A 23,175-nucleotide genomic window follows, 5' to 3' on the forward strand; every position below is an offset into this window, starting at 1 on the left:
GTTCGCAGTAACGGGTTTATATTTCCTTGTTTTTATTAATAAGGGAGCTAAACAGCCGGTTCCGCTTTTCCATGAAAGTCCATCACCGTTTTTCTGCTTGGACATGTTATACTATTTTAGGTGAGGTGACTCGTTATGAATAAAGAGCAATTTGTTAACATGCAAGAGCAGGGATCGCTATCTGTTCCTGCAGCATTAATTATGCATTATCATCAAATCGGAATTAAAGAAGAGGAGCTTGTTTTGCTTCTTCAAGTCAATCTCCATCTTCAAAAAGGAAATCAGTTTCCTACTCCAAGTGAATTATCAAGTAACATGTCCATTTCTGTATCTTCATGTACATCCCTTCTCAGAAGCTTGCTGCAAAGAGGATTTTTAGACATTGAGGAATATGAGCAAGCTTCCATCAAATACGAACGGTACTCTCTGAAACCTCTTTGGAGCAAAATATATGAATTTATGCTGATGAAAGATGAGAAAAAAACAGAAGAAAAACAGCAGCAGGAAAACGTGAATTTGTATCCTGTATTTGAAAGTGAATTCGGAAGGCCTCTTTCACCGTTTGAAGTTGAAACACTGTCCATTTGGATGGATCAGGATTATCATGACCCGATTATCATAAAAGCAGCTTTGAAAGAAGCTGTCATATCAGGTAAACTAAACTTCAGGTATATCGACAGAATTTTATTTGAGTGGAAGAAAAACGGGATCCGGACAATCGATCAGGCGCGCAATTACGGCAAACGATTCCGGCAGCATCAATCCCAGCCGCAAAAGCAAAATCAATCAGATGAAGAATATAAACGAAAAGTGCCGTTTTATAATTGGCTGGAAAGTTAATTTTTCATGAGATTTTTACAAACAATAACTAAACAGGTGATCGCATGCTGAATATGAAACAAATCAGAGAAGCTCTTGATACAATCGGTGAGCTCTTTCCTGATGCACATTGTGAGCTGAATCACAGCAATCCTTTTGAACTAGTCATCGCAGTCGCCCTGTCTGCACAGTGTACAGATGTCCTGGTCAATAAAGTGACGAAACAGCTTTTTGAAAAATACAAAACGCCTGAGGATTATTTAGCTGTACCGATTGAAGAACTGCAAAATGATATCAGATCGATTGGTTTATACCGCAATAAAGCGAAGAACATCCAAAAACTGTGCACCCTTCTTATCCAAGAATATGGGGGAGTTGTGCCTAAGGACAGGGACGAGCTGACAAAGCTTCCGGGTGTTGGCCGCAAAACAGCCAATGTCGTTGTGTCTGTTGCCTTTGGAGTTCCTGCTATTGCAGTTGATACACATGTTGAGAGAGTCAGCAAGAGACTTGCTATATGCAAATGGAAAGACTCCGTAATGGAAGTGGAAAAAACACTCATGCGGAAAGTGCCGATGGAAGAATGGTCGCTTACCCATCATCGCCTCATCTTTTTTGGGAGATACCACTGTAAAGCGCAGGCGCCTAAATGCACAGAATGCCCGCTGCTTCACATGTGCCGTGAAGGACAAAAAAGAATGAAAAAGGGAACAGTGCGGAATGCAGCGATTGATTAATCTGCCAGATGGCTTTAAGGTTGAGCCGTTCTTTCGCAAAGATGAATTAACAATACAGCTGAATTCTGCGGGAACAGCGGAAGAAATGATCAAAGCAAATCCCTTTTATTTTGATATTTGCTTTAAAGCGAATGTGCCCATTGATTTTCACCCTTGGAAAAATCCTGAATTAAGTATCCCAATTCTAACTGAGGAATGGCAGATAATTAAGGAGACAATCAAAAGGGGGATTTCTTCAAATGCAAGGAAAGCTGATAAAGCAGAAATGGTTAAAGGGATCGCCATATTGATCTGTATGATTCATTGGAGCAATGAAACTCCAGTCCATCATCTGGATATAGAGCCTTCTGATTTCACAGCTTTTGCTGCAAAGCCGATCAATCCAACTGAAAGACTGATGTATGTGCTTTTAAAGCCTGAACAATATCATTCTTTTATTCAGCTCGATCAGCTTATTGAAGAAACGGTTAAACAATATCATAAAAAAAGAGCTATGAGCAGCCGAAATAAATAAAACGCAAGGATCAGTTTTTGATCCTTGCGTTTTTTAGTGAAAAATACTGCTGCAAAAAAAGTACGGTACTCCCATATATACAGATGCAGGAAACCGCCGGTCATAAAAAACCCCTCTGCTATGCAGAGGGGTTCGTATCATTAATCTCCATCTGAACTTCCATCACCATCATCATTTCCGCCATTGCCATTTCCGTTCCCATTATTTCCATTCCCGTTGCCAGGTGGATTTGCTGGAGGGACTGGTACGAGCGGATTGCTTGGTTCTTGAGGGGTTTCACCTTCGCCAGGCTGACCTTCATTGTCACCGCCGTCCGCGTCTCCTTCACCTGGAGTTTCTTCACCAGGAGGCTGTTCACCTTCACCAGGCAATTCTTCACCAGGAAGCTCCTCGAGAGGAGGCAATTCACCTTCACCAGGCTCTTCACCTGGTTCTTCAGCAGGCGGTTCTTCTGGTTCAACAGGCTCTTCAATAACTGCTTCTGGAACTTTTAAAACAGCTGCTGCAGAATCACTGCGATTTGAGCCGTCATCGTCACTTACTGCGGTTACGTAGAATTTATAAGTTGAACCTGCAGCAGCATTTGGAATCACCATGCCGGTATCTTTCGTATTATTGATGACTTGTGCTGGACCATCATCGACAGATTGGCTGATCTCAAAGGATACAGCGTCTTTTAAGTCATCTTTATAGTCCCAGCTGAGTGTAATCTGATTGCTTGTTTGATCGTAATCCACTTTAAAGCCGGATGGCTTCGCAAGTCGTTTATATTGCTCAGAAACTTTTGTAGGCTCCGTTCCTTTCACAAAGTACTCGCTGATTTTTTTGCTGTCAGGAGTAAATTTGCTTGCAAGCTTCGGAGGATTTGAACCATCTTCAACCGTTATTTTTACAACGGAATCCGGTTTTTTAAAGTCTTTGCCATCACCGCTTGAAACCTCTGAGATCACTTCTTTAAAGATTTTTTTTGCAAGCTGCTGATCTGTTTTTGTTAAGTGCATTTTTTCATCGTTTTTCATATATCCAGTCCATACAGCTGCTGAATACTCAGGTGTGTAGCCGACAAACCAGCTGTCTTTTGCACCGCCTGCAGGAACGTTGTATCTTGCTTTGTCCTCTTCAGAGAAGTTCGTTGTTCCGGTTTTTCCTGCTACTGTCACACCAGGTACCCGGGCAGCTGTACCTGTGCCTTCTTCAACAACAGAGATCATCATATCAGTTGTCATGTAAGCTGTATAATCACTCATGGCAGCTTCAGGCTCAGGAGAGAGGTCGATTTCCGTACCATCGCTTAGAACAACTTTCGTTACAGCGTGTGGCTCTGTATAGATCCCGTTATTTCCGAATGCAGCAAATGCTCCCGCCATATGAAGAGGGGAGACACCGGTATCAAAACCGCCAATTGAATAGGCTTCCGGTATTTCTTCTTCAAGCGGAATACCAAGACCTGCTGCAAAGTCGCGCGCTTTATCAACACCGACCTCCTGCATAGCTTTTAGTGCAGGAATATTGCGTGATTGTGCGAGCGCATCACGGATAGACATTTGTCCTTTATATCCTCTGTCAAAATTATTGATTTTGACGCCATTTGAGTAAGTGTAAGGTTCGTCTTTAATTTGTTCGTACGTTGACCATTTTAGGTATTCGATTGCCGGACCGTAATCAAGAACTGGCTTAATCGTTGAACCAGGCTGTCTTCTTGTATCAATTGCATAGTTGAAGTCACCGACATTTTGATTGCGGCCTCCGCCAATTGCGCGGATTTCGCCTGTCTCTGTATCGATGAGGGTTACCCCAGCCTGGAAGTTGTCATCAGGATAGCCGATCTCACTTCCATTCAGCAATTCTTCAACATAATTTTGGGCATCTGTATCAATTGTAGTATAGATTTTTGCACCTGCTGAACTTGCATCAATGTCTGTTTTATCTTTTACTTCTTCAATGACTTGCTCTACATATGCGCTGTATGGGTTCGATTTTTCTCTCTCGGGAACGACCGTTGACTGTACAGGCACTTTCTTTGCTTCTTCTGCTTCTTGTTCAGTAATGAAGCCTTGCTTTACCATTAAGTTAAGAACGATATTGCGTCTTTTTTCTGCTGATTCAGGATTTTTTCTCGGATCAAAATTTGTAGGGCTTTGCGGAATGCCTGCAAGCATTGCTGCTTCATGCAGTTCAAGATCCTTTAACTCTTTGCCGTAAAATCCTTCCGCAGCTTTCCCGACACCATAGTATTGAGGGTGGTAATAGATTTTGTTTAAGTACATTTCCAGGATTTCATGCTTCGAATATTTCTGCTCCAATTGAAAAGCGAGCCAAAGCTCCTGTATTTTTCTAGTGATTGTTTTTTCATGTGTGAAAAAGGAATTTTTAATAACCTGCTGTGTGATTGTACTTCCGCCCTGTGAGCCAAAACCCTGTGTGACGTTCGCTACTACAGCTCCGCCGAGACGGATGACATCTACGCCGCTGTGCTCGTAAAAACGGGCATCCTCAGTTGCTAGGACGGCTTCTTCTAATTTTTTGGGAATATCATTATAAGAAATATAGGTTCGTTTTTGGGCTCCTACTTCTGATATCTCATTGCCTTCTTTATCATAGATTGTAGAAGAGTAGGAATCCTTTAATTTTTTCTCATCAAGCTTCGGGGCACCCGCAGCAATTACTGCGAAAGTAACTCCGCCTGCTATCAGTCCGATCAGACCGATGGAAACCAATATGAACAGGATGCGTTTAAAGAGAGATCCGCGCTCTGGTTTATTTGGTTTTTTATTCTTGGTTTTACTTGTTTGCGCCAACGCTTTTCTGCGTTCTTCACGGCTTTTATATTGATCTGACATTGCTTTTCCAACCTTTCATTTTACAAAATCCGCTTCACTCAGGATGATAGAAAATACAGTTTTTCCAATACCTTAATATAATCAATTCTGGGCTGATAGCCAAGCGGAATGGGGTGGGATGTTAATTCAATTTCTTTTTTTGTGATCGACTTTCTGCCGCCGTTTTCTTTCCTCTCCCAAAATTCAAGAAGAATGGCAGCTTCCATCAGATAAAATGATTGGAAGGCAGAAAGAATGACGAAAGACAGTCCGCCCTGGTCTAGTACCATTTTCATATGCCTGACTTGATGTTCATGGAAGTTTTGAAGCGGAAAGGATGTGCTGCTTTGCGTTTCTTTTGCTTCAAAGTCAATATACTTTCCTTTATAAACACCGTTATAGTCTGTTGTAGATGACTGTTTGAAATAAGCTTCTCGGATAACGGCTGCACTCCGTTTAGGGAAATCCACATTTACAATTTGAACAGGGGTAGGTTTTTTATGGATGACAGCGATGCCTCTGTCTAAATAATATTGATTCGTTTCGTTCAAATCTTCCTCAAGCGTCATCCCTCTGTTGCTGTAGGTTTCTTTCTGCTGGCGCTGTTTAGGCGGAGCAGTACTCGGGTTATACGTTTTTCCGTTAGGATAACGAAAAATCATTTCTTCCCTCCTCAGGTAAAACTACTACTTATCATATCAAAAAAAATGAAAAAGACATGGTGAAAAAGTTTCGATTTTGTTAACGCTGCTTATGTGTACTTCAGCTTCAATCAGGAGAGTCTATAAGAAGTGAGGTGAACGTATGCACATCAATCAAGATTTCCCGCCGAATCATAGAACAATGGAAGAAAATAATATTATAGCACTTATAAAGAATACGACATTAAAAAAAAATTACGACAACATATCGAGAACAGAAAGCTATAATCAATATTTTAAAAGAAATCCCGAAATAAGATGGGCATTTCTTGCAGGCATGGTATCACGGAATGCCGGCTACTGTATGACGGATTTAAAGGGCCTTTGGTTTCAAAAAATGATAAATAAAAAAATGATAAAGGCATTGTTTTTGACTTATGAAGATGCAAACTGGCTCATTTTCTCCGATGCTTATCCCCAGCTCTTGCTGTATGAAATTTCAAAACAAACAGGCCGGCCTCTTTTTCATTTGCTGGATGAATTCCATGTTTCGCCGTTTATGAAAAAAGTATGGCAGGGTTTTTGGGAAGAAAAAAACATTGAATATTTAATGACATCGCTGATTATTAATGAACAGCATTTAATTCAGAAGCCAATTATTGAAAAGGCTGTTTTTAAGAGAAAGGTTTTTCATACACCGCTGTTTTTCTTTCAGGACCTCTTTCATTTTAGCACAGTCGTTTTCCCTACTATAGAAGGCAGATTATTCGGTTTTTCCGTTCACGATTTTAAAAAGCTGAAAAGCCGCATCAAGCTTGGAAGATCTTTAGCATGGCTGCTTTTTCACCCGGATTATCTTCCTGATTTTATGGACTTTTCAGAACGGACACCCCATACAGGGTCAAGATTTGATTATGAAAAGTACTTGGGTGACGGAAGAAAAAGAGATACACCTTATTTAAGAACATCCTATCCGATGATCTCCCACCAATTAGACGTAAAAGAAAGAAAATGGTTTCATGGCCAGCCGATGGAAAAATGGTACAGCCCGCTGCCAACTCCAAACGAAGTCGAAATGACAGAGTGGCTTATAAAAAAACAAAATCAGATGCATGCATTTTCTTTGCTGAATGAGTACGTAATTAATAAAGGGAAAAGAAGCAAGGATTAATTGATCCTTGCTTTCTTTTTTTTACCAAGTCGGTTTCATCGCCACCCAGCAAGCATTGGCAAAAAGCGCCTTCACTGGCTGATCCTTATCTGTCATGCCTGAGCTAAACGGAAATTTCGTAATACACAGTGTCTAGCTCCGCCTCCTAGTCCCTCGGCCAGAACAGTGGCTCCGCTTTTCTATGTCGATGGGCGGTTCGGCCCGCCGAGCTTTTTATCCAGGTCGTTTTTTGATGGTGCCTGGGATTGTTGTTTTTGCTGTTTCTTTTTCGTTTCTTTTGCCATGTTGCCACCTCCTATGAGTATTGTTTGCACGCAGATTGATTTCATGCAGAATGTCGCAGAAGGGAATGTCGAAAATTAAGCTTTATCCAATATTTTCTTCTTTCTTTGACGAATGGAAACTAGTTTTGTCACCCTTGAAGGGAGGAGGGAAAAGCTTCTCGAATAGTACCTGTAGATTGAAAGGAGGAGTCAGCGTGGAGCACCTCATACCTAAGATGGTAGTAGAAAAATTATTGATGGAATTAGATGAAGAGATGACGAAATTAGAACTTGCCATACAAAAAAGAGTAACGGAAACAATCTGCCAAAGTGAAGAAGAACTGTATAAGAACATGGAAGGCGCTGCTCAGCATGTAATGGAAGCTAGCAGGTTTTTGAACGAGGAAGGGATAAGGGAGGACACGAACTCCAGAGTTCAGCCGAGATACCGATTAAGTTACTAGAGATCAGATGATGAAGATGATGTTGGAATTTTGGGTTCATGTTTGGTAAGATACCCCAGAGAGGTGATGCGGAACATGAATATAAAAATTCTGAATAACTCAAATAAGCTCCTTCATATAACAGGCGAATGTGTCAGCCGTTTTGAAAATGATGCAAAAAAAAAGGATGAAGTAGATTTTTTTAATGAAGTAAAGCCTGCATTTGAAGAGGCGATGGCGATCATGAATGAGTGGAAAGAAGATGTCTTGACATGGAGAATCACGGCGAGACCAAAATATTTATTTCCTGCTCAAATCGACTCTACAGTAGAAAATTTCGAACAGCTTGTGCTGCAGTCTTTTTATAAGGAGTCAAAACCAATACGATTTAAAAACATGAAACAGTCCATTGACTATGTGATCGAACAAGTCATTGCACATATTCAGACCGAAAGCTCCTTATAGAAGAGGGGGCTTTTTTTCATTTTTGAAGAAGACTCTTTTCAGCTTTATTTTTGTTCATGATTATACATTCATACGGAGATCTCCGATGCAGTCTATCCAATGCTTAAACATTCTCTATAAAAGAAACTTACAAAAAGAGCGTAAAAAAAGAAACCGGCAAAATAGAGCCGGTTTCCCTTATTTATTCATCAATCTCGCGTGCTTCCTGAAGGGTAACAGCACGGTCTCCCTCACTTGCCACAGGCTCAATTGCATATTCGACATCTTTAGAATGTTTCGCAGCGACAGGCTGTCCTTTTTTTGAAATCGTTAAATCCTGTCCTTTTTTCTGGTGATTGAAATCTTTGCCTCTTCCCATATAGAAAACCTCCATGTTTTTGATATAAGAGTCCTTCATAATATGGTTTCATTCAGCAGGATTATGTATTTTAAAAGAAAAAACAGAGAAGGGATTCCTTCTCTGTTTAAGAAAATATTGGCTATGCGTTTACTTCTTGTCCGGGATTAGATGTGTCAGACGTTTCAAGCAGCATGACAGCAGTTCTGTATTCGCTGATGGATAATTCACCTTTGATGTACATGGTTTTAATAAAATTCAGGAGCTCGCCCATGCTGTTCGGTTCATATTGCTTCGCTTCAAAAAATGCAGTTTTTATGCTTTGCAAATTCATCATGTATCTCCTCCCATTCCCCTTGCTTTTATCGTATCATGTCATTTTTTTATCTTAATTTTTTGTAAAATTTAAACTTCCGACAAGAGTTGACATATTTTTTCACTTTGGAGGATAAGCACGGGAGCGCTTTTTTCAGCATACCTATGAAATAGCCTAATGTATGGGAAAGGGGAATGAATCATGTATTCAGCCGGAGGAAATTCATTTAAAAACCGCAGAAGAAAAAAAGAAGAAAGAATCAGTTATTACTATCCATATGAAGGGTATCCTCCATATGAAAACCCGACATATTTACCTCAGGTTCAACATAATTATCAACAAATGCAGCAAAATCCAGCTTACTATCAGCAGGGACAAATACCGCCTTATATGAATGGCTATCAGGCTCAAGGGTTTCCGGTGCAGCAGCCGCAGACTATGATACAGCAGGCCATGTATGCTAATCCTTATCCAAAGCCTGTGCCAAATGCTAAACATCAGGCTGGAGGAATCTCAACTGTCATGTCTCAATTTAAAAAACCGGACGGACAAATGGATTTTAATAAAGTGATGGATACGGCAGGGCAGATGATGGGTGCAGTCAACCAGATGAGTTCGCTTGTAAAAGGTGTTACCTCCATGTTTAAAGTGTAAATTGGGCTTCCTGCATGAACTATAATGGAAAAAGAGGTGTTCTAGGTGGTGACAGGCGCACTTTCGAGCGTGTTTGATCAAATCAGTGTTCATCCTCAGCTGGTTATAGTTGTACCAGCCTTGATGATCTTGGGATATGCCTTAAAAAGGACCCCAAAAGTTCAGGATTGGATGATTGTCTGGATTCTGCTTGGTGCTGGCATAATGGCAAGTATTTTCACATTAGGCTTTTCAGTAAGCAGTATTGCAAATGGTTTTATTGCTGCAGGTGCTGCGATTACAACTCATCAGGCATATAAACAGTCAGTAGTCGAAAGGGATAATGATGATAAAAACAAAAACGCGTGAAAGGCAGCACGCGTTTTTGTTTGTTATGATTCTTTGTTTTTGGATGCAAATTGGCGGGCCAGAGCCTGCTTAACTTCCTGATAAGACATGCCTGACTGAGCATTCAGCTGTATTACTTTGTCTATATCAGTATCACTGTATTTTCTTGAATTTAAAAATCCATTCTCTTTCATTCCAAACACCTCTACAGCAGTTCCTCATAAACTTCATTTAACTGATCGACACGGACATAATCCTGTTCACCCATGGCGTGCTTGATTTCATGAGGCAGCATTTTATTTAGAAATGACAGTTCTTTCTCAGATAAATCTCTCACAAAATGTTTTTCGTCATCAAAAGCTTGCTGAGACAGCTTTTGATATAAATGCCTGCTGACTTCATGATGCTCCAGATAATTGGACAGAACTTCGCGCAAATAGCTCAGTGATTTATCCATGTTCAGCGGTCCTCAAAATATTTTTTTGTTTTTTCCTTATCGCTGCCGGAGAAATAGGGATTCTCTTCAGCAGGAGTGGAAGAATCCAGATTTGTCTTAATCACAAGCCTTGGGGAATCTGAAGGTTCTGCGCTAATCCGTTTAGTATGTTCATTCTGCATGTCATGCACCTCCTGCCTTTAGTTTCTTTTAGGAGGGGCTATATTATGGTGTTAATTTTTGGGCGGCGGCAAAAAAGACTCCTCAAAAGGAAATGAAATCATCATACAGCTGTTTTTAAAGGTGGTTTTTACTTGATTTTTATCGGGAGCAAAAGGCAATAATACTGTTTTAGAGATATGCTCGCATGTTTGGGAAACGCTGGAGCCACGAGTATGCTGGATGTTGATTTCTTCCTGATGGGTAATAGTAATGGTTAAATAACATTCATGCAGATCAATGCCGGCTTTTTCCTTTTTAATTCCGGGAAGCTCTGCTTTAACAAAATAATAGCCATTTTCTTCGAACTGAGAAATTTTAAGATAAGATGCGCTGCTTTTTAGCCGAAACATCTTTTCGAATTCATTTAAATCCTGTTTAAATGAGCTTTCGCCAAAAAATTGTTCAGCGAGCTCATATAGAGGATTTTGTTTTTTTTCACTCATAAATATGCTCTCCTCGCTCTTTTAGGCTAAATTATGCATAAACCCGTGAATTGGTTGCTTGATTTAAGCTTTTTGTGATTAAATAATGAAGATAAATAAGGGGACGGGCTTTTTCACACTTGGGGAAACGTTTAATTTCAGGGGTACAGGGTATTTCTAATAGTAGAAACGAATGCAGAAAAGGAGAATGAACATGCTGAAAAAATTATTTGGAAAAAAGACTGAAAAGCAAACAGAAGAAACGGTTTACGCACCTCTAACAGGTAGATTGCTTAATCTTGAAGATGTTCCGGATCCGGTTTTTTCTCAAAAAATGATGGGTGACGGAATGGCGATTGAGCCTTCTGAAGGAATACTTGTTTCTCCGGTTGAGGGAGAAATCATTCAGCTTTTCCACACGAAACATGCGATAGGAATTAAAAGCTTAACCGGCATGGAAATTCTGCTTCATATCGGACTTGAAACAGTTGCGATGAATGGGGAAGGCTTTGAAGCATTTGTAAAAGAAGGCGACAAAGTAAAACCTGGAGACAAATTGATTACATTTGATCTGAATTTAATTAAAGAAAAAGCAGCCAGCACGATAACACCGATTATCATCACAAATGGTGATATCATTGAGAATGTGCAAAAATCTCCATTAGGCGAGGTTAAAGGCGGCTCTGATAAAGTGTTTGAAATTAAAGTGAAATAATGAAATCAATGAAGCGGGCTGCGGCCTGCTTTTTTTATGCGGAAATGATGTTGAAAGTCATTACTGAAAAATCGATTATTAAACTTATACCTTACTAGGCTGCCATGTAAACCTCGTCAAAATTTCCAATAATTAATAATAAGCTGTTCCGCTTAAAAACGAACGTTTATTCTGTTAGAATGAAAAGAGAGGTGAAGCGAATGAGAAGAAAGCAGTCACTGGCAGAAATCATTGAATTTCTAAAAAAGGATGAGCAGTTTAAGCATCAGGTTGTACATGCTCATACTATTCAGCCAAAAGAAGCAAAAACGGCGGAAATGCCTGCTTCAGTAGACCCTAAATTAAAATCAGCCCTTGCAGCAAGAGGCATACATAATTTATATACACATCAGGCTACCGCCTATGAGCTTGCCCATATGAAAAAAAGCTTTGTAGCAGTGACACCGACAGCTTCTGGAAAAACACTGTGCTACAACTTGCCGGTCCTGCAGCAAATTCTAAATGATGAGACGAGCAGAGCACTCTATTTATTTCCGACGAAAGCACTTGCGCAGGATCAGAAAAGTGAATTGAACGAGCTAATTACAGAACTCGGAGTGGATATTAATTCTTATACGTATGACGGCGACACTGCCCCCAACATCCGAAATGTCATTCGGAAAGCGGGGCATATAGTTATGACAAATCCGGATATGCTTCACTCTGCCATTTTGCCGCACCATACGAAATGGGTCTCTCTTTTTGAGAACTTAAAATATATCATCATAGATGAGCTTCATATTTACAGGGGAATTTTCGGCAGCCACGTTGCCAATGTGATCAGAAGATTGAAGCGCATCTGCCATTTTTATGGAAGTGATCCGGTGTTTATTTGCACATCTGCCACGATTGCAAATCCGCAGGAGCTCGCAGAAAATTTGCTGGAGGAGGAGATGGCTCTTGTTGATGACAACGGTGCGCCATCAGGAAAAAAGCATTTTTTATTTTACAATCCTCCTATTGTGAATAAGCCGCTGAATATTCGAAAAAGCGCTACGCTTGAGGTCAGAAAAATTGCAAGCGAGCTATTAAAAAACAAGATTCAGACAATCGTTTTTGCAAGAAGCAGGGTGCGTGTTGAAATCATCTTAACGTATTTGCAGGAGCTTATTAAAGGCGAGCTTGGCAAACAGACGATACGAGGATATCGCGGAGGCTATCTGCCAAAGCAGAGACGGGAGATTGAAAAAGGGCTCAGAAATGGTGAAATCCTTGGTGTGGTCAGTACAAATGCCCTTGAACTGGGAGTAGACATCGGTCAGCTTCAAGTGTGCATCATGACTGGATATCCAGGAACCATCGCAAGTGCATGGCAGCAGGCGGGAAGAGCTGGGAGAAGAAGCGGAGAGGCGCTTATTGTCATGGTCGCAGGGTCCACGCCGATTGACCAGTATATCATTCAGAACCCTGATTACTTTTTTAAACAAAATCCCGAGACAGCTATTATTAACCCGGATAATCTGATTGTTTTAGTAGACCATGTGAAATGTGCGGCGTTTGAACTGCCTTTCAAAAAAGGCGAGAATTTCGGCAATGCTGAGCTTGCGGATATCCTTGAATTTTTGACGGAAGAAAAGGTGCTTTATTACAACCGGGAACGTTATCACTGGATGAATGATTCATTTCCAGCCCATAATATCAGTCTGAGATCAGCGTCTCAGGAAAACGTCATTATCGTTGACCAGTCTAACATCGCTCACGTTAAAGTGATTGGGGAAATGGACAGATTCAGCGCAATGACTTTGCTTCATGATGAAGCGATCTATCTGCATCAGGGGATTCAATATCAGGTTGAGAAGCTTGATTGGGAAGAGAAAAAAGCGTTTGTGAGAGAAGTGGATGTTGATTATTTTACAGATGCAAATCTTGCCGTTCAGCTGAAAGTGCTGGAGGAAGATAAATCAAGAAGCAATGAAACTCATCAGCTTGGTTTTGGAGATGTAACCGTGCAGGCGATGGCTACGATCTTCAAAAAAATAAAATTTGATACGCATGAAAACATCGGTTCAGGTCCCATTCATTTGCCTGAAGAAGAGCTGCATACGAATGCTGCATGGATCAGTTTATCGGATGAACTGGCAAAATCGCTGAAAAAAGACAGACTTGAGGAAGCGCTGCTAGGAATTGCACATGCTCTTAAACATATTGTCCCATTAAGCGTCATGTGTGACCCATCCGATATCAGTGTCATTCCGCAAATGAAAGCAACTCATAATGATCAGCCTACGGTATTTCTGTATGACCGCTATCCAGGCGGGGTGGGTCTTGCAAATAAAGTATTTGAAACAATGGAGATCGTCCTGCAGGAAGCGATGGCGATGATTGCTTTCTGTCCATGTGAATCCGGATGCCCGTCGTGCACAGGACTTGAAGGATCTGACCATCAAAAAGCCGATACCCTTCAATTATTAGTACAGTTAAAAGGAGCAGAGAATCCTTGTCATTAAAAGGAAAGTTAAATCGATTAAAAACACATATGTCGCTTGAAGGCAGTTTGGAAACTGCCCAGACGCCCCATACAGAGGAGATTCCAAACCTTGAAAAGTGGGCCGCCTTGGATGCATTGCCTTTTTGGTTTGATGGAGAGTATTGCATGGTCAGGGAACGCACTTATCCCCTTGACTATAAACACGGTCTCTATCAGATGGGTGAATTTCATAGAGCCGTTTCTTGCTGGAATGAAAGAAACAGCAAGCATCCATTATCATCTAAAGACCATGATTCCCATGAATTATTTTTCTTTGATACAGAAACAACGGGACTCGGCGGAGGAGCAGGCAATACAATCTTTCTGCTTGGACACGCACAGGTTTTTCACGACAAAGTGGTAGTTAAGCAGCACTTTCTCCCTAAACCGGGAAATGAAGTCGCCCTTTATCAAAGCTTCTTAAGCGATGTGAACACGAAAACTCTCGTAACTTATAACGGGAAAGCTTTTGATTGGCCTCAGGTAAAAACACGGCATACTCTAGTGCGTGAACAAGTGCCAAAACTTCCAGCTTTCGGCCACTTTGATTTGTTTCATGCTGCGAGAAGATTATGGAAAACAAGCTTGGAATCCGTAAAACTCAGCATTGTAGAGAAAGAAATACTTGGTATTGTACGTGAGCATGATGTTCCTGGCTATCTTGCTCCTATGCTGTATTTCAGCTTTGTTCAGTCGCAGGATCCTGATCATATTGAGGGTGTGCTGATTCATAATGAGATTGATATTCTTTCTTTGATTACTTTGTATACACATCTTTCTTACCGAATCTTGTTCCCGGGTGTCGAAGCGACGGATACAGAACAATATGAAGTGGCAAGATGGCTGCTATCTGCCGGAGATCAAGAAACAGCTTTCGACACATTCAAATCTGTAGCTGACCGCAGTGAGGCGAAAGAATTTGAAGCGAAATTCGAAATGGCCATGCATTTAAAAAAGAAGAAAAACCTGCTGGAAGCACTGCCGCTATTTCAGTCTGTTGCTGAAGGCCCGAGCTTGAAACAGAAGGCAAAAGCTGCTGTAGAGCTTGCGAAGTATTATGAACATAAAGAAAAGAATTATGAAAAAGCACTGTCTTATGCGACTTCAGCTTACTTGACGATAAAGGCAAAAGATCAAGCATTAAAAACGGACTCGGAAAAAGAGAAGCTTGAACTCTTAAAAAGAATGAAACGCTTAGGAAATAAAAACAGGTGATTATTCCCCGGGGAAGCGCAAAATCAGCGGTTTTTCGCAAAGAATTTGTCGATATTGTGAAATTTTGCAAAGATTAAAATAGGTAATTGTAGAATGGTGTAGATGTGTGTAAAATTAAGGACTGTAAACACTATCTGCATGGGGTGAACGGAATATGTACAAAGGGATTTTCTACTTGTTTTTCATCGTTTTATTTGCAACTGTTTTTATCTTTTCAAACTTCAAAGACACTTTCTACGCTTTCTTGTAAAAAATAGGTTAATGCATCAGTACATGTACACACTTTTCTTCATAGACTATCACTGTAAGACAGATAAGAAATGAAGGAAAGGAGTCAAACAAATATGATGCCTAATAACAATATGCCAAATATGGTGTCACCGATGGGACCGAATATGCCAAATATGGTGTCACCGATGGGACCGAATATGCCTGCACCGAATATGGTTGGCGGAGCTCAAATGGGACCAATGGGACCAACTAAAATGTGTCCGCCGATTGTCCATCCGACAAAATGCTGTGTACAGCACACATTTTCTACAACAGTCGTTCCGCACATTCATCCAACCCATACTACTGTAGTAAACCATCAAATGGTCCAGCATAAACATTATTTCCCTCAAACTCAATCTATGGCAAATCAAGTTTCAAACCAACAATTTAACTGCGGCGGCGGTCCAAGACCACCATTTAGTCCTTACGGCCGTTAACCTCAGATAGTAGGAGCTGATGCTAGGGTATCAGCTCCTATCTTCTTTTGAAGGGAGACGATACATAGATGAAGGTAGTAACAGTTTCCGGCTACAAGCCCTTTGAACTTGGCATTTTTAAAAAAGATGATCCAGCCATCGGGTATATTAAAAAAGCAATAGAAAAGTCATTGCGTCAGATGATTGATGACGGCTTAGAATGGGTATTGATAAGCGGACAGCTTGGTGTTGAGCTATGGGCCGCAGAGGTTGTCTTTGATTTGCAGTTGGAGTATGATGAATTAAAGCTGGGTGTGCTTACACCTTTTTTGGATCAGGAAGAGAAGTGGAATGATGACAATAAAGAATACTATGAATTCATTCTGTCTCAAGCTGATTTTGTTGATAGTATAACAAAACGAAAATACGAAAATCCAAATCAGTTTCGCTTGAAAAATGAGTTTTTTGTTTCAAAAAGCCAAGGTTTGCTTCTTGTTTATGATGAAGAAAATCAAGGGTCTCCAAAATTTTTGCTGGATACGGCCAGAAAAAAGGCGGAAGCAAACGAATATTCATTAATGATGATTTCATTTTCAGATCTGCAAATGATCGTAGAAGAAGAACAGAGCAAATCGCATGGATTTTGGTCAAGTTAGCGAAGAGAAATTGACAATTGCAATCAAGATGTGAAAAAATATGTAAAGATGATTTCAGTGTGACGAGGTGAAAGAGATGCTTTCTGATAAAATTAAATTAACGGCTAAAGAAATTTTAGAAAAAGAATTTAAACAGGGTATGCGCGGCTACAAACAGGAAGATGTTGATAAATTTTTAGACTTGGTAATTAAGGATTATGAAACGTTTCATCAGGAAATTGAAGAGCTGCAGCAGGAAAATCTTCGTTTGACTAAGCAGCTTGAAGATTCTTTTAATCGCAAACAGGCGCAGCCGGTTCAGACAAATACAACAAACTTTGATATTCTTAAACGTTTATCAAATTTAGAGAAACACGTTTTCGGCAGCAAGCTGTACGATTGATTCCATTTATTTACACTTGCATTAATCTCTTAAATTCACTATACTAATATTTGCTGTTAAAATAATAACGTTCAGGTAATCGCTGCAGTCTTTAGGGCTGTAGAGGAAAGTCCATGCTCGCACGGTGCTGAGATGCCCGTAGTGTTCGTGCCTAGCGAATTCATAAGCTAGGGCAGCCAAAGATTTGGCTGACGGCAGGGAACAAGCCTAAGTCCCATCCGGGATACGGCTTTACTACCTTGAAAGTGCCACAGTGACGTAGTCTTTCGGGAAACCGAAAGAGTGGAACGCGGTAAACCCCTCGAGCGAGAAACCCAAATATAGGTAGGGGCACCTTCTCTTAGGAACTGAACAAGGAGAAGGCCGGAAGCGATTCGCTTCTGTAGATAGATGATTACCACCGGAGTACGAGGTGATACCGGCCGTTTGCAGTACAAAGGGACAAAACATGGCTTACAGAACGTTATTACAGGTTACTATAAATGCGAAACAGGCTCTCTTCACTTAGATGAGAGCTTTTCATTTACATAAAAATTCGGTTAAACAAGCTTACAGAAGGTTGAGTTAGCTGTACGATTTTACAGAAAAGAAGGTGATTTCATGGAAAAAGTCACATTAATTGCTACTGCAGCAATGGGCCTTGAAGCTCTTGTTGCAAAAGAAGTGCGTGATCTTGGCTATGAATGCACGACAGAAAACGGCAAGGTTACATTCGAGGCAGAAGCAAAAGACATTCCGCGGGTAAATTTGTGGCTCCGCACAGCAGACCGGGTCAAATTAAAAGTAGGAGAATTCAAAGCCTATTCTTTTGATGAGCTTTTTGAAAAGACAAAAGCACTGAACTGGGGAGATATTATTCCTGCACAGGCTGAATTCCCTGTCACAGGAAAATCAGTAAAATCAAAGCTGTTCAGTGTTTCTGACTGTCAGCGGATTGTAAAAAAGGCAATTGTTGAAAAATTGAAAAGCCATCATAAAATTGCATCTGACTGGTACGAGGAATCCGGCCCTCTTTATAAAGTGGAAATTGCTCTGTTAAAAGATGTTGCCACACTGACGATTGACACCAGCGGCGCAGGTCTCCATAAAAGAGGCTTCAGGCTTGATCAGGGCGGAGCTCCATTAAAAGAAACATTGGCAGCTGCTCTTGTTATGCTGACCAACTGGACACCGGACCGTCCATTTGCCGATCTATTTTGCGGTTCTGGCACGATTCCTATAGAAGCCGCTTTAATTGGACAGAACATTGCTCCCGGTTTTAATCGTGAATTTGTATCTGAACAATGGAACTGGATTGATAAGCAGCACTGGAACAATGCAAGAGTGGAAGCTGAGGACCTGGCCAATTATGATATCCCTCTTGACATCGCAGGCCATGATATCGATCACCGCATGATCCGCATAGCTGAAGAAAACGCGGATGAAGCTGGCCTTGGCGGCATCATTCAGTTTAAGCAAATGCAAGTAAGTGACTTTACAACGAGAAAAGAGTACGGCGTTATCGTCGGCAATCCTCCGTACGGAGAACGTCTCGGCGAAAAAGAAGAAGTAGAGCAGATGTATAAGGAATTAGGACGGGCACTTGCTCCTCATGATACATGGTCTGTTTATATGCTGACTTCCCATAAAGGATTTGAGCAATATTACGGCAGACAGGCTACAAAAAAACGCAAACTGTTTAATGGATTTATCGAAACAGATTATTATCAATTCTGGGGAAAACGCCCTCCCCGTGAAAAGAAACAGGTATAGATTGATCCTCCCTTGAATACACTAGAATCAGTATTGATAAAATTCAGGGGAGTGGTCTTTTTGCACATAAACGAAGACTTTAACTTAATATCGAAGGCGCTGTCGTCTTCCTATCTATCGCTCATAGAAAATGGCCAGGACCCAGCAGCTCATGCTTCGCTCAGCAATGCGCGCGCTGATTTTCTAAAAGCTGTTGCCCATGCCTCTGCTATTGATCAGAAAGTGATGATCGATACACTTTATGACCGTTAAGAGATAGGCTTTCTCATGATGAAAGCCTATCTTTTTTAGTGGGAAAAGGCAGCATCCGCTATATAAAAACCAATCTTATTCTTGCGTTCATTCATAGTCATGAAATCTTGACTATGTGTGCGTTAAGTGAAATAATGGCTTTTCGAGTATAAAAGAATGTGGGGGATCTGATACATGCCGACGTCACGTCTGCCTTTTGCCGTATCAAAGAATGAAACCTTCTATGAAGGATTAAATAACTGGATCGGCGATGTTTTTTATGATATTTTGCCTGAAAAAGGCTTTGAACTTAGAGATGAACAAATATTTATGGCGTTTCAGCTTGAACGCGCGTTCCGGGAAAAAAATGTCATGTTTGCTGAAGCAGGAGTAGGAACGGGTAAAACTCTTGTTTATTTGCTTTATGCAATAAGCTATGCAAGATACACAGGAAAGCCAGCCATCATTGCTTGTGCTGATGAAACACTTATCGAACAGCTTGTTAAAAATGAGGGCGATATTGCCAAACTCCGCAAGCATTTGGACTTGAATATTGATGTGCGTCTTGGGAAATCACAGGATCAGTATTTATGTCTTAAAAAACTGGATCAAACGATTCAGCGAACCGGTGATGATCTTTATCTTGATTTATTTGAATCATTGCCGTCGTTTGTGCATGAAAAAGCGGGCATGCAATCATTCAGCCATTATGGCGACAGAAAAGAATATCCTCATTTATCTGATGAAGAGTGGAACACTGTTAATTATGACTCGTTTCAGGATTGTTTGTCATGCGATCAAAGGCATCGCTGCGGCCTGACTCTTTCACGCGATCATTACAGAAAAGCAGCAGATTTGATTGTCTGCTCACATGATTTCTACATGGAGCATATATGGACATTTGATTCCAGAAAACGTGAAGGTCAGCTGCCGCTTCTTCCTGAGCACAGCTCTGTCGTTTTTGACGAAGGGCATCTGCTGGAATATGCGGCCCAAAAAGCCTTAACATACAGAGTGAAAAGCAGCACACTTGCCGTTCTGCTGGAAAGACTGCTCCAGAATGATATCCGCGAGGAATTCGCTCATTTAGTGGAGGACACACTAGTAATCAATGAAGAGTTTTTCGACAGTCTGCTGGATGCGTCTGAAGAAGTTCCCGGGTCGCACCGTTCTAAAATTATCATGAATGATACATTAAGGAAGCAGGGCATTCAGCTGCACAGGCTTCTTGCTGAAATCGGAGAAGCGCTCGTTTTTGAAAGTGAAATGTACACCATTGATTCTTATGAGCTTAAAATTGTCGAAGAGTACTTGGATTCGATGGAATTCTCCATCTCTCTCTTTAATAAGCAGAGCGGAGCCATTCACTGGATTGAAAGCGGCGAGCAGGACTTTTCGCTGATTATTATGCCGCGGACTGTTGAAGAAGTGCTGAGTGAAAAAGTATTTTCACAGAAAAAACCGTATATTTTTTCTTCTGCCACACTGTCTAACAATAAATCCTTTGATTTCATTGCCGGAAGTCTAGGCATTAAAGATTACTTGTCTCTCACAGTGGAGTCGCCATTTGATTATGAAGAAAATATGAAAATAAAACTCCACGATCTTTCAGCAGCGCTTGATTTAAATAAATTGAAGTGTGTTCAGACTCTTGAAAAAGTTAATAAGACCGGCGGCCGTGCACTCATCCTGTTCAGTGCCATGAACGAGCTCGAAGTCTTTAAACAATTTATTAGTGAACAGAACACTGAATACTCGTTCCTATTTGAAGGAGATCAGGAAATCAGCCAGCTCGTATCTGAATTCCAAAATGACGAAACCTCCATTTTATGTGCCGTGCATTTATGGGAAGGCCTCGATATTCCAGGTGCATCACTGTCTAATGTGATCATTTGGTCATTGCCGTTTCCTCCAACAGATCCTGTTTTTGAATCAAAACGGGGCAGCTCAGCAAATCCATTTGCTGATGTAGACATGCCTTACATGATATTAAGACTGAAGCAGGGCATCGGGCGCCTGATCAGAACAAGCACCGATCAGGGAGAAATCTCGGTTTATCTTTCAAATGAACGAGACATAAAAGTATTAGATCAGGTGAAAGCCGTATTGCCGGTTGAGCCTGAAATGATGTAAAAGCGAAGGGAATCCTTCGCTTTTTTTATTTTTTCTAAACAGACTATCCAGTCGATAAAAAGATTGACAAAAACCTTTCCCATCATTTAATCTGAAAATGTTAGAAAATTATTACTATTTATTTACATAAAAATCAAGGGGTGAGCAGATTGACCATTCAATCCGTTGAAAAAGAATTTTTAGAGTATCTTCAAAAAATGAAAAGCTATAATGAAGCGATTTCTCTCATGTTCTGGGATCTTAGAACGGGAGCTCCAAAGAAAGCGGTAGAGCAGCGTTCTCAGGCAATTGGCGTTCTTTCTACAGAAGTATTTCAAATGGCAACGTCTGATCAAATGAGATCATATATTGATCAAGTTTTACAGGCGAAAGAAGAAGTTTCAGAAATTGCCTATAAAGCAGCACTGGAGTGCGAGAAAGAATACAAGCTCAGCAAAGTGATACCGCAGGATGAATACAAAGAATATGTCATTCTTAAATCAAAAGCAGAATCGGTATGGGAGGAAGCAAAAGATCAATCTGATTTCAGCTTGTTTGCTCCATACTTAAAGAAGCTTGTTGAAACGAACAAAAAGTTCCTTGAATACTGGGGATATAAAGAAAACAAATATGATACCTTCCTCGATCAATATGAGCCAGGTGTAACGGTAGAAGTGCTTGACCGTGTATTTGGAGAGCTCAGAGAACGGATTGTTCCGCTGGTAAAGAGGATTACAGAGTCTCCTAATCAGCCAGAAACAGGCTTTTTGTATGAGCCGATTTCAAAAGATAAGCAGCGTCAAATCTCTGAATTTTTCTTGAAAGAGCTTGGCTATGATTTTGAAGCCGGCCGGTTGGATGAAACGGTTCATCCATTTGCCATCAGTTTAAACCGCGGGGATGTAAGGGTGACAACAAAGTACTCGGAAAAGGATTTCCGCACAGCTTTATTCGGCACCATTCATGAGTGCGGGCACGCCTTATATGAACAGAATATTTCTGAAGAGCTTGAAGGCACACTGCTTTGTGACGGAACTTCAATGGGAATTCATGAATCACAATCACTCTTCTATGAAAAATTCATAGGGAAGAATCCAGGTTTCTGGAACCGCTACTATGATTCTTTGAAACAGCATGCAGGAGGTCAATTCGATGATGTCTCTTTAGAGGATTTTTATAGAGGCGTAAACGAATCTAAGCCTTCCCTTATTCGAATTGAAGCAGATGAGCTGACCTATCCGCTTCATATCATGATCCGCTATGAAATTGAAAAAGGTTTATTTAATGACGAAATTGAAGTTGAGGATCTTCCGCGTATATGGAATGAGAAATATGAGGAATACTTAGGCGTTACTCCTTCAAATGACGGAGAAGGCGTTCTGCAGGATGTGCACTGGTCGGGCGGAATGTTCGGCTATTTCCCTTCATATGCATTGGGATATATGTATGCAGCACAGTTTAAACATGCGATGCTTAAAGACCTTCCAAATTTTGATGAGCTTGTTGAAAATGGAGAATTTGGCACGATTAAAAACTGGCTGACTGATAACATCCATCAATATGGAAAAATGAAACAGCCGCTTGAAATTCTTCATGATGTAACAGGAGAAGGCCTGAATGCCAACTATTTAATTGAGCATCTTGAAACGAAATATGCGAAGCTTTATCAGCTGGAAGCTGCTAAATAAAATCAGTTAGACCGCACATTAATAGTTGTGCGGTCTTTTGTGCAAAGAGAGAAACAAATGGATCAGTAAAAGGTGAAGCCGTGCCTTTTGCAGGCTCTTCAGTCAGTGAAGAATTTGGCTGGGTACAAGAAAGTACGGTGTTCCCCGCAGCTAAATTATGCAATGTCATAAATTCAGCAGATTGCATCCATGCATTTTTTAACTTGTTTGAAAAAACGAATAATTGAAAACTTTCTCTGCTCTATTATTCGTTTTTTCTCTATAAAAATACTTCCCATTCGCTAAAATCCTTGTTATAATGCAACTAATCAAATAAACGAGCACTCATATAATCGCAGGAATAGGGCCTGCAAGTTTCTACCGGATGACCGTAAATCATCTGACTATGAGTGAGCAGTGTTGTTTTTATTCGTAAAAGTTCCTTATTTTGCATGGGGATTTTCTTTTCATATTTTTCCGGATATAGCGGCATTGTCTCACTCTATGTGAGGCAATGCCGTTTTTTTGTTCAAGCAAAAATAAAATTAGCGCATTGATGGCAAGCGGAGCCGCCCAACTCCTCGGCCAGATCAAATTCGTCAAAAAAGTCATACCCGGACTTTTCTGCCGGATTCTTATCTGACATGCCTGCGCTAAACGGGCG

The 23,175-nt window shown here is 40.7% G+C and carries 27 protein-coding genes, 1 other RNA gene and 1 riboswitch; of the genes, 19 read left to right on the forward strand and 9 right to left on the reverse strand.

Annotation, left to right across the window (positions count from 1 at the left end; translation table 11 throughout):
* The first annotated feature begins 135 nt into the window (after positions 1–135).
* The 3 genes from E2R53_RS03295 to E2R53_RS03305 are packed head-to-tail and all read left to right on the forward strand — an operon-like array spanning position 136 to position 2,070.
* The gene (locus E2R53_RS03295; RefSeq protein WP_133310386.1) at positions 136–840 is read left to right on the forward strand and encodes a DnaD domain-containing protein; all 705 of its coding nucleotides are present in this window, start codon (positions 136–138) and stop codon (positions 838–840) included.
* A 44-nt stretch (positions 841–884) separates the two neighbouring features.
* Positions 885–1,556, forward strand: coding sequence for an endonuclease III (gene nth / locus E2R53_RS03300; protein ID WP_133310387.1), 672 nt, complete (start codon positions 885–887; stop codon positions 1,554–1,556).
* Positions 1,540–2,070: a YpoC family protein gene (locus tag E2R53_RS03305; RefSeq protein ID WP_133310388.1), complete on the forward strand. Its 531-nt coding sequence runs from the start codon at positions 1,540–1,542 to the stop codon at positions 2,068–2,070. The genes nth and E2R53_RS03305 overlap by 17 nt, the downstream gene beginning before the upstream one ends.
* Positions 2,071–2,210: 140 nt before the next feature.
* On the opposite strand, the gene E2R53_RS03310 is transcribed toward E2R53_RS03305, so the two are convergent.
* Both E2R53_RS03310 and recU read right to left on the reverse strand, forming a co-directional pair.
* The gene (locus E2R53_RS03310; protein WP_133310389.1) at positions 2,211–4,910 is read right to left on the reverse strand and encodes a PBP1A family penicillin-binding protein; all 2,700 of its coding nucleotides are present in this window, start codon (positions 4,908–4,910) and stop codon (positions 2,211–2,213) included.
* Positions 4,911–4,948: 38 nt separating this feature from the next.
* Positions 4,949–5,548 carry a Holliday junction resolvase RecU gene (gene recU / locus E2R53_RS03315; RefSeq protein WP_286166105.1) on the reverse strand — a complete coding sequence of 200 codons (600 nt, stop codon included), beginning with the start codon at positions 5,546–5,548 and terminating at the stop codon, positions 4,949–4,951.
* A 145-nt stretch (positions 5,549–5,693) separates the two neighbouring features.
* Between recU and E2R53_RS03320 the strand changes: the two genes are divergently transcribed.
* The gene (locus tag E2R53_RS03320) at positions 5,694–6,701 is read left to right on the forward strand and encodes a DUF2515 domain-containing protein (RefSeq protein ID WP_133310391.1); all 1,008 of its coding nucleotides are present in this window, start codon (positions 5,694–5,696) and stop codon (positions 6,699–6,701) included.
* A gap of 179 nt (positions 6,702–6,880) precedes the next feature.
* On the opposite strand, the gene sspM is transcribed toward E2R53_RS03320, so the two are convergent.
* Positions 6,881–6,985 carry an acid-soluble spore protein SspM gene (gene sspM / locus E2R53_RS03325; RefSeq protein WP_070876319.1) on the reverse strand — a complete coding sequence of 35 codons (105 nt, stop codon included), beginning with the start codon at positions 6,983–6,985 and terminating at the stop codon, positions 6,881–6,883.
* Between the two features lie 194 nt (positions 6,986–7,179).
* Here sspM and E2R53_RS03330 point away from each other — a divergent pair, with 194 nt between their 5' ends.
* Both E2R53_RS03330 and E2R53_RS03335 read left to right on the forward strand, forming a co-directional pair.
* Positions 7,180–7,428 (forward strand): hypothetical protein, encoded by a 249-nt coding sequence (locus E2R53_RS03330; protein WP_070876317.1) that lies wholly within the window; start codon positions 7,180–7,182, stop codon positions 7,426–7,428.
* 75 nt (positions 7,429–7,503) lie between these two features.
* A complete protein-coding gene (locus tag E2R53_RS03335) occupies positions 7,504–7,872 on the forward strand; it encodes a DUF1798 family protein (protein ID WP_070876315.1) in 369 nt (122 codons plus the stop codon).
* 181 nt (positions 7,873–8,053) lie between these two features.
* On the opposite strand, the gene E2R53_RS23050 is transcribed toward E2R53_RS03335, so the two are convergent.
* On the reverse strand, positions 8,054–8,230 hold the full coding sequence (locus E2R53_RS23050) for a hypothetical protein (RefSeq protein WP_165970867.1): 177 nt from the start codon (positions 8,228–8,230) through the stop codon (positions 8,054–8,056).
* Positions 8,231–8,351: 121 nt separating this feature from the next.
* On the reverse strand, positions 8,352–8,546 hold the full coding sequence (yppF, locus tag E2R53_RS03340; RefSeq protein ID WP_133310393.1) for a YppF family protein: 195 nt from the start codon (positions 8,544–8,546) through the stop codon (positions 8,352–8,354).
* Between the two features lie 180 nt (positions 8,547–8,726).
* On the opposite strand from yppF, the gene E2R53_RS03345 reads away from it, so the two are divergent.
* The gene (locus E2R53_RS03345) at positions 8,727–9,179 is read left to right on the forward strand and encodes a YppG family protein (protein ID WP_286166050.1); all 453 of its coding nucleotides are present in this window, start codon (positions 8,727–8,729) and stop codon (positions 9,177–9,179) included.
* Between the two features lie 45 nt (positions 9,180–9,224).
* A complete protein-coding gene (locus E2R53_RS03350) occupies positions 9,225–9,527 on the forward strand; it encodes a phage holin family protein (RefSeq protein ID WP_286166051.1) in 303 nt (100 codons plus the stop codon).
* Between the two features lie 23 nt (positions 9,528–9,550).
* Here E2R53_RS03350 and E2R53_RS23055 read toward each other — a convergent pair whose 3' ends face one another.
* The 4 genes from E2R53_RS23055 to E2R53_RS03360 are packed head-to-tail and all read right to left on the reverse strand — an operon-like array spanning position 9,551 to position 10,607.
* On the reverse strand, positions 9,551–9,700 hold the full coding sequence (locus E2R53_RS23055) for a hypothetical protein (protein WP_165970868.1): 150 nt from the start codon (positions 9,698–9,700) through the stop codon (positions 9,551–9,553).
* Positions 9,701–9,711: 11 nt separating this feature from the next.
* Positions 9,712–9,963 (reverse strand): sigma-G-dependent sporulation-specific acid-soluble spore protein CsgA, encoded by a 252-nt coding sequence (locus E2R53_RS03355; protein WP_133310394.1) that lies wholly within the window; start codon positions 9,961–9,963, stop codon positions 9,712–9,714.
* Between the two features lie 2 nt (positions 9,964–9,965).
* Entirely contained in the window at positions 9,966–10,124 is a 159-nt protein-coding gene (locus tag E2R53_RS23060; protein ID WP_165970869.1) for a hypothetical protein, read from the reverse strand.
* Between the two features lie 51 nt (positions 10,125–10,175).
* Positions 10,176–10,607 (reverse strand): Hsp20/alpha crystallin family protein, encoded by a 432-nt coding sequence (locus E2R53_RS03360; RefSeq protein ID WP_133310395.1) that lies wholly within the window; start codon positions 10,605–10,607, stop codon positions 10,176–10,178.
* A 193-nt stretch (positions 10,608–10,800) separates the two neighbouring features.
* Between E2R53_RS03360 and E2R53_RS03365 the strand changes: the two genes are divergently transcribed.
* The 11 genes from E2R53_RS03365 to E2R53_RS03415 all read left to right on the forward strand — a co-directional run bounded on the left by E2R53_RS03365 (position 10,801) and on the right by E2R53_RS03415 (position 22,532).
* Positions 10,801–11,301, forward strand: a complete 501-nt coding sequence (locus E2R53_RS03365) for a PTS sugar transporter subunit IIA (RefSeq protein ID WP_133310396.1) — start codon at positions 10,801–10,803, stop codon at positions 11,299–11,301.
* Positions 11,302–11,501: 200 nt separating this feature from the next.
* Positions 11,502–13,787, forward strand: a complete 2,286-nt coding sequence (locus tag E2R53_RS03370) for a DEAD/DEAH box helicase (RefSeq protein ID WP_133310397.1) — start codon at positions 11,502–11,504, stop codon at positions 13,785–13,787.
* Positions 13,778–15,022 carry a ribonuclease H-like domain-containing protein gene (locus E2R53_RS03375; protein ID WP_133310398.1) on the forward strand — a complete coding sequence of 415 codons (1,245 nt, stop codon included), beginning with the start codon at positions 13,778–13,780 and terminating at the stop codon, positions 15,020–15,022. The genes E2R53_RS03370 and E2R53_RS03375 overlap by 10 nt, the downstream gene beginning before the upstream one ends.
* 344 nt (positions 15,023–15,366) lie before the next feature.
* A complete protein-coding gene (locus E2R53_RS03380; protein ID WP_286166052.1) occupies positions 15,367–15,732 on the forward strand; it encodes a spore coat protein in 366 nt (121 codons plus the stop codon).
* A 68-nt stretch (positions 15,733–15,800) separates the two neighbouring features.
* Positions 15,801–16,367 carry a DUF1273 domain-containing protein gene (locus tag E2R53_RS03385; protein ID WP_133310399.1) on the forward strand — a complete coding sequence of 189 codons (567 nt, stop codon included), beginning with the start codon at positions 15,801–15,803 and terminating at the stop codon, positions 16,365–16,367.
* A 76-nt stretch (positions 16,368–16,443) separates the two neighbouring features.
* Positions 16,444–16,749 (forward strand): cell division regulator GpsB, encoded by a 306-nt coding sequence (gene gpsB, locus E2R53_RS03390; RefSeq protein ID WP_070876299.1) that lies wholly within the window; start codon positions 16,444–16,446, stop codon positions 16,747–16,749.
* A gap of 67 nt (positions 16,750–16,816) precedes the next feature.
* An RNA gene (gene rnpB / locus E2R53_RS03395) (RNase P RNA component class B) lies at positions 16,817–17,210 on the forward strand.
* Positions 17,211–17,349: 139 nt separating this feature from the next.
* Complete coding sequence (locus E2R53_RS03400) at positions 17,350–18,501, forward strand: THUMP domain-containing class I SAM-dependent RNA methyltransferase (protein ID WP_133310400.1); 1,152 nt, start codon at positions 17,350–17,352, stop codon at positions 18,499–18,501.
* Positions 18,502–18,561: 60 nt separating this feature from the next.
* A complete protein-coding gene (locus E2R53_RS03405) occupies positions 18,562–18,753 on the forward strand; it encodes a hypothetical protein (protein WP_133310401.1) in 192 nt (63 codons plus the stop codon).
* A 174-nt stretch (positions 18,754–18,927) separates the two neighbouring features.
* A complete protein-coding gene (locus tag E2R53_RS03410; RefSeq protein WP_133310402.1) occupies positions 18,928–20,865 on the forward strand; it encodes an ATP-dependent DNA helicase in 1,938 nt (645 codons plus the stop codon).
* Positions 20,866–21,062: 197 nt separating this feature from the next.
* The gene (locus E2R53_RS03415) at positions 21,063–22,532 is read left to right on the forward strand and encodes a carboxypeptidase M32 (RefSeq protein WP_435796774.1); all 1,470 of its coding nucleotides are present in this window, start codon (positions 21,063–21,065) and stop codon (positions 22,530–22,532) included.
* Between the two features lie 304 nt (positions 22,533–22,836).
* Positions 22,837–22,938, forward strand: a riboswitch (purine riboswitch).
* Positions 22,939–23,175 lie beyond the last annotated feature (237 nt).

The sequence above is a fragment of the Peribacillus frigoritolerans genome (assembly GCF_004358755.1).
Taxonomy (GTDB): Bacteria; Bacillota; Bacilli; order Bacillales; family Bacillaceae; genus Bacillus_P.